Raw genomic sequence first — 6,254 nt, forward strand, 5'->3', positions numbered from 1 at the left:
GTCATACAGGTGGGATAATCAATGAAGCAGTATATTTTTAAGGTCATAGGTGTATTTGGCTTATTGATTTATTTGCTTTCCGGTTGTCGTGCAGCTGATCCCCATCCTACAGAGCCACAGAAGGCAGAGCAGTATACCGTTGTGGAACAAATTCAGACTGAAGGCAAGGAAGCGGGCATGACCTATCGGCTGATGCTGGATTTTCATGAAGAAACCCAGCGGTTAACAGGAAAACAAGAGATTCTATTAGAAAATATGGATATAAAAGGACCCATTCCCCTGCAGCTTTGGATGAATGCCTATAGATATGGGAAAAAGGGGGCTTTCTATTTCCCGGAAATGAGAGATAGGATTTTCTCCAAGGGAGACAGTAGAGGCTATATAGATATCAAGGCTGTGTATTTAGAGGGAAAGGCGATAGATTATGAGATCGAAGACCAGCTTCTGTGGATAGACCTTCCACAAATAGAGTACTCCAAGGAAGCACTGCATATATCTCTGGATCTGGAGATTCAGGTTCCAAAGATTTCCCATAGAACCGGATCAAATGATAAAGCCCTATGGCTTGGGAACTGGATTCCGACTCTTGGAATTTATCAGGATAACCAATGGATTGTATCAAGCTACCTGCCGGCAGGAGATCCTTTTTTTACGCAAGCTGCTGATTATCGCCTTATGATTGCCACTCCTCTTGCTTATACCGTTGTGGGTTCGGGTACTGAAAAAGTGGAAATTTTGGATGACCGCAAAATAACGACTATTGAAGGGAATGACATAAGGGATGTGGCTTTAGCGGTCAGCAGGAACTACAAAGAATTCATTCACAGGACGAAGGATGGTATTGCCCTCAAGCTCTATAGCTATAGTCTGGATCAAAAGACTGCTGACGCCTATCTGAAAGAGCTGGAAAAGAATATAGATTATTATGGACGCAGAATTGGCCCATATCCTTATGAAGATTTCGATGTAGTGGAAACAGAGTTTATGACTGGTGGAATGGAATATCCCTGTATGATTATGATCAGCAGTCAAAACCTTCAGGATTTTGCAAAGGGGAGTGCAACGATTCTCCATGAGACAGGACATCAGTGGTTCTACGGTATCCTGGGAAATAATCAGCTTCAGGATCCATGGTTTGATGAAGGATTAACTACTTTTTTGCAAAAGGGATATGAATTGCAGGCTGATGAACTGGATGCTTTTTATAAAAAGGAAAAGCTTCAGATGAAAAAGGCCTTGGAGGCCTGGGAGAATATTGCATTGGGAGAGAATTTAAAAGTCTATGACTCCTGGAGCCATTATTACCGTGTAAACTACCGAAGGGCAGCTCTGATGCATTATGAGATTTATCAAGCTATGGGTGAGGAGAAATATGAGGATTTTTTAAAAGAACTGTATAGACAGTATCAGAATAAAATTGTAGCCAGGGAAGCCTTTAGAGAACTCTGTTATCAGTACGGGGGAAAAAAAACTGTCCTCATCTTTGACAGTTATTTTAAGAAGCAATAAAAACCTTGGCAGAAACCAAGGTTTTTTCTAATGCTTTATCCAAGGGTAATATCCAGATACATCATAATCACGAATCCAATTGACAACCCGTAGGTGGCCATCCGTTCAAAACCATGCTTATGGGTTTCAGGGATGATTTCGTCACTGATGACGAATAACATAGCCCCTGCGGCGAAGAATAGGCATTGCAATATGCACCAATCCAATACCGACAATTCCGACTAACAGGATTCCGGCCATGACTATGAGCGCTCCTCTCACACCACCGCCGCCGTATTCAATGGCGGGGATAATCAAGTTAAAAGAGGTAGCCGCAAGCATGACCCCTGCTGCAAAACCCGGCATGGTATCCAAGAAATTATGGCTTTACATTTTTGGTCAAAAAGATGGGCAATGCCCCTAAACCAGTGGCACTACCTGCAACAAGGCTTGCAATAAACCCAACCAGAATAATGTTATATTGCTCTAAATAGGCTACCAAGTAAACAACTCCCTTCAAAAAATCTAATCTCACTTAAGATACCCTATTTTAAATTGCCGAATCACAAAGCTTGCTTAAATGCTATTATGCATAGAAAAGAGGGCAGCGGCAAAAGGTATAGAATTTTTAAATGAAAAAACAATAATATAAAGTCTTAATAGAGAGGAAAAGTATTGGTGGAAAAATTAAAACGTGATTTTTATGAAGGAAATACGCTAGATGTGGCGAAAGAACTATTAGGAAAAATATTGGTTCACCGCATAGGCGGGCTGGAACTTGCGGGACGCATTGTGGAAGCAGAGGCTTATATCGGTGCTATAGATAAAGCTGCCCATTCCTACAATAACCGACGCACTGGGAGAACAGAGATCATGTTCGGCCCTGCTGGATATGCATACATATATTTGATTTATGGAATGTATCACTGCATGAATGTAGTGACTGGTGAAGATGGAGAGGCTTCAGCCGTGCTGATTCGCGCAGTAGAGCCCGTTATTGGAATAGAACAAATGGCCTACAGAAGGTTTGACAAACCATTGGAAGCCTTAACAAAAACCCAGAGAATCCAGTTGACCAATGGACCGGGAAAACTCTGCGCAGCCCTAGGGATAGATAAGAACTGCTACGGAGAGGATTTACTGGGAGAACGGCTTTTCATATGCCGGGAAACTCCGGCGGAATACTTTGAGATCGAAACTTCAAAAAGAATCAATATCGACTATGCAGAAGAAGCAAGGGACTTCCCCTGGCGCTTTTTTATCAAAAATAATAGATATGTTTCAAAAAGATCATAATTTGTTGAAATATGAAAAATAATGATTGCCATATTGGCATCTATCATATAAAGTAAAATTAAAAACAAGGAGGCTTGTTATGAGCATAAGAGTAATTACCGACAGTTCCTGTGATCTGCCCCAACGGATACTGGAGGAGTATGATATCGGAATGGCACCCTTACATATATTAATCGACGAGCACAATTATGTTGACGGCATCGAAATCAGCCACGAAGAGTATGTTGACGGCATCGAAATCAGCCACGAAGAGTATTATCGTAAGTGTGCTGTTGCCAATGGCCTGCCAAAAACCTCACAGCCTTCTCCTGGAGATATACTCAATCTGATTCAAGAAAGCCTTAAAGAATACAAGCATGTGCTTTCTGTAAATCTATCCTCCGTATTGAGCGGCACCTATCAAACTGTAAATATGGTGAAAAACAGCATTGGTGAAGCCGTGACTACCTTTGATACCCTAAATGGTTCTATCGGCGTGGGGATGGTGGTTATGAGGGCCTGTGAACTGGTGAGAAAGGGTCTGGCTATTCCGGAAATCATTCAGGAATTAACAGCTTATCGGGAAAGCTTAGATGTCTTGGTATATCTCGAGACACTGGAAAACGCTGTCAAGGGTGGACGGGTCAGCAAAGTTCAATATTTTGCTGCCAGTATGCTCAATGTAAAGCCTGTGGTATTTATCGATAAGGAAGACGGATTTGTAAAGGTAAAGGAGAAGATTAGGGGAGAAAAGAAGGCGCTTCGTTACCTAATCAATTCAATTAAAGAGAAAAATATTGACTATTCTGACCGTGTGATCGGTGTGACCCACGCTGATTGCTTAGAGCGAGCCAACGAGTTTATTAGTATGTTGAAAGAGGAAATCAATCCAAAGGAAATCCTGCTCCATTCCATGGGACCTGTCATCGGAACCTATGCAGGTGCAGGAGCAGTGTACGTCTGCTTCTAGCGGCAGTAGACAGTAATGAAAAAATATTTAAAGACTTGTTATCATTATTGATTAATGCTATAATAAGACGAAACGATATTTTGTTTAAATTTAGGAGGAATTAGGTAAATGAAACAAGGAACAGTAAAATGGTTTAACAATGAAAAAGGATTTGGATTCATCGAAGTAGCTGGTGAGCCAGATGTATTCGTACATTTCTCAGCAATCACTGGTGACGGATACAAGTCATTAGAAGAAGGTCAAAAAGTTGAATTCGAAATTACTGAAGGCAACCGTGGACCGCAAGCTGCGAATGTAGTTAAGTTATAGTCAGTATTTAAATATATCCATATATTAAATAAAGATTATAAAGAAAGACTCTCCATCTGGAGAGTTTTTTTTGCGGAAATAAATGATAGCCATAGCTGAAACTCCTTTAAGGACAAGGATATCAAGAGAAAATAGACTTTCTATTGTAAGCTGGATAAACCTAGAATGGATAACAATATTTGAGGGGTTACCTTTACGCTGTATTACTGTATACTTGTGTGTAAGGGGGATTGATAACATGAAGAAGCTTATCATCGCATCACTGTTAGCCTTTCCACTGCTGACAATACCGCTGACACAAGTACGTGCAGCAGGCACAGTCTACACCGTACAATCCGGTGACACGATGTACAAAATTGCAACGCGATACGGTGTAGATCTAAGAACCTTGTTGAACAGTAATACGCAAATCTCAAATCCGAATATGATATGGTCAGGTATGCGGTTAAATATACCGAGCACCGCTGCGACTCAACCTGTAACCACAACTCCTACAACAGACACTGCAAGAAGGTTTGAGCAGGAGGTTGTGAGATTGGTAAACGTGGAAAGAAGCAAAGCTGGGCTAAAGCCCTTAGCAGAAAATACAGCTCTTTCCAATGTAGCGAGAGCAAAATCAGTAGATATGAGAGACAAAGGCTATTTTTCCCACACTTCACCCACTTATGGGTCACCTTTTGACATGATGAAAAAATTCGGAATTAAGTATTCTTATGCGGGAGAAAATATTGCCATGGGCCAAAAAACACCGGAAGAAGTAATGAGAGGCTGGATGAACTCACCAGGACACCGCCAGAACATTCTAAGTCCAAACTTTACGCAAATTGGTGTAGGTTATACAGTCAGTGGAAAAGGAACAACTTATTGGACACAAATGTTCATAAAACCATAAAATAGATGAAGAAGCATACCTAACCTTAACGGGTTAGGTATGTTTTTTTGTTTAGTTTTCTGTATAATATAAGAAAAGCCAAGAGGTGGGAACTGTGAGTAATTTTAAAATTGCTGTTTGTCAAATGCTCATCACAAATCATAAGAGGGATAATCTAAAGAAGGCTGAAGCCTTTATACGTGAGGCTGCAGCTGCTGGAAGCCAGTGGGTGGTACTTCCCGAAATGTTTAACTGTCCCTATGATAACAAGTATTTTCCTGAATTTGCTGAAGCCTTTCCTGGTGCAACCACTACGCTGCTGTCTGACTTAGCCAAGGAACTGGAGCTGTTTATTATTGGGGGATCTATTCCTGAGCACTGTGAGGATAAAATTTATAATACCAGCTTTATTTTTGATTCCCAGGGGAGGTTGACAGGCAAGCATCGAAAAGTGCATCTCTTTGACATCGATGTAGCAGGAGGAATACGCTTCCAGGAATCTGAGATATTGAGTCCTGGTAAATCGGTGACAGTAGTAAAGACACCTCAATGCCCTGTAGGCGTTGCCATCTGTTATGATATGCGCTTTCCAGAGCTAATGCGTTTGATGGCTTTAGAGGGAGCCAAGGTTATTGTAATACCTGCAGCCTTTAATATGACTACGGGTCCTGGACACTGGGAGCTACTGGCCAGGACAAGAGCACTGGACAATCAGGTGTATTTTGTAACAGCCTCTCCGGCTAGGAATCTCGAAGCCTCTTATCATGCTTATGGTCATTCCATGATCGTGAATCCATGGGGAACAGTGGTGGCACAGGCTGATGAAAAAGAAGGGATTGTTTATGCAGAGGTTGATCTGGGATTGGTTGAGAAGGTACGTAGAGAACTGCCCTTGCTGATGCACCGCAGAGAAGACATTTATGAGGTTAGGAAGAAGGGCTGGGAATATAGCATATGAAGAATTGTAGATAAATGCGTCATAGTACGGTTCTATATGGTTGTCATCCTGAGTGAAACGAAGGATCTTTAAAACAGAAACCAAAGATCCTTCACTGCGTTCAGGATGACATCTCTATGATAGTGACGGATGTAGGGGCGAACAGTGTGCACCCGTCCAAATATGTATTGGAATTAGGTTGTAGGGGTGGAGGACCCTGTCCACCCGGGCAGCAAGATTCCTGCAACCCGCTTTATGATTTGTCATCCTGAACGGAGTGAAGGATCTGACCTTTAAAATTCTAGACCCGTTCGCTCCGCTCAGGGTGACAGCTTTATGAGGATGATAAAGTAGGGTTGGGTCTCAGGCCCAATCAGGTTCAAAACCCAATGGCGGGCATGGAA

9 protein-coding genes are annotated in these 6,254 nt (G+C 41.9%); 6 read left to right on the forward strand and 3 right to left on the reverse strand.

The genetic code is table 11. From position 1 onward, the window contains the following. The first annotated feature begins 21 nt into the window (after positions 1-21). Positions 22-1,509, forward strand: coding sequence for a M1 family metallopeptidase (locus tag BUB56_RS15805; protein ID WP_110942252.1), 1,488 nt, complete (start codon positions 22-24; stop codon positions 1,507-1,509). Between the two features lie 35 nt (positions 1,510-1,544). Here the strand turns inward: BUB56_RS15805 and BUB56_RS20155 are convergent, their stop codons facing one another. Genes BUB56_RS20155 through BUB56_RS20160 form a run of 3 tightly spaced genes read right to left on the reverse strand, consistent with a single transcriptional unit; the run spans position 1,545 to position 1,990 of the window. Continuing rightward, on the reverse strand, positions 1,545-1,670 hold the full coding sequence (locus tag BUB56_RS20155) for a hypothetical protein (protein WP_278319507.1): 126 nt from the start codon (positions 1,668-1,670) through the stop codon (positions 1,545-1,547). Further along, the gene (locus tag BUB56_RS19980) at positions 1,651-1,854 is read right to left on the reverse strand and encodes a ZIP family metal transporter (RefSeq protein WP_242946402.1); all 204 of its coding nucleotides are present in this window, start codon (positions 1,852-1,854) and stop codon (positions 1,651-1,653) included. Before BUB56_RS19980 ends, BUB56_RS20155 begins: the two co-directional genes overlap by 20 nt. Positions 1,855-1,867: 13 nt before the next feature. Continuing rightward, positions 1,868-1,990, reverse strand: a complete 123-nt coding sequence (locus BUB56_RS20160) for a hypothetical protein (protein ID WP_278319508.1) — start codon at positions 1,988-1,990, stop codon at positions 1,868-1,870. A 176-nt stretch (positions 1,991-2,166) separates the two neighbouring features. On the opposite strand from BUB56_RS20160, the gene BUB56_RS15815 reads away from it, so the two are divergent. The 5 genes from BUB56_RS15815 to BUB56_RS15835 all read left to right on the forward strand — a co-directional run bounded on the left by BUB56_RS15815 (position 2,167) and on the right by BUB56_RS15835 (position 5,871). Further along, entirely contained in the window at positions 2,167-2,784 is a 618-nt protein-coding gene (locus BUB56_RS15815) for a DNA-3-methyladenine glycosylase (RefSeq protein WP_110942255.1), read from the forward strand. A gap of 79 nt (positions 2,785-2,863) precedes the next feature. Beyond that, the gene (locus BUB56_RS15820; RefSeq protein ID WP_242946403.1) at positions 2,864-3,733 is read left to right on the forward strand and encodes a DegV family protein; all 870 of its coding nucleotides are present in this window, start codon (positions 2,864-2,866) and stop codon (positions 3,731-3,733) included. Positions 3,734-3,841: 108 nt separating this feature from the next. Then, the gene (gene cspD / locus BUB56_RS15825) at positions 3,842-4,042 is read left to right on the forward strand and encodes a cold-shock protein CspD (protein ID WP_069975639.1); all 201 of its coding nucleotides are present in this window, start codon (positions 3,842-3,844) and stop codon (positions 4,040-4,042) included. A 238-nt stretch (positions 4,043-4,280) separates the two neighbouring features. Beyond that, positions 4,281-4,934 (forward strand): SafA/ExsA family spore coat assembly protein, encoded by a 654-nt coding sequence (safA, locus tag BUB56_RS15830; RefSeq protein WP_110942253.1) that lies wholly within the window; start codon positions 4,281-4,283, stop codon positions 4,932-4,934. Positions 4,935-5,028: 94 nt separating this feature from the next. Then, complete coding sequence (locus BUB56_RS15835; protein ID WP_110942254.1) at positions 5,029-5,871, forward strand: carbon-nitrogen hydrolase family protein; 843 nt, start codon at positions 5,029-5,031, stop codon at positions 5,869-5,871. The last annotated feature ends 383 nt before the right edge of the window (positions 5,872-6,254 follow it).

The sequence above is a fragment of the Geosporobacter subterraneus DSM 17957 genome (assembly GCF_900142145.1).
Classification (GTDB): Bacteria; Bacillota; Clostridia; order Peptostreptococcales; family Thermotaleaceae; genus Geosporobacter; species Geosporobacter subterraneus.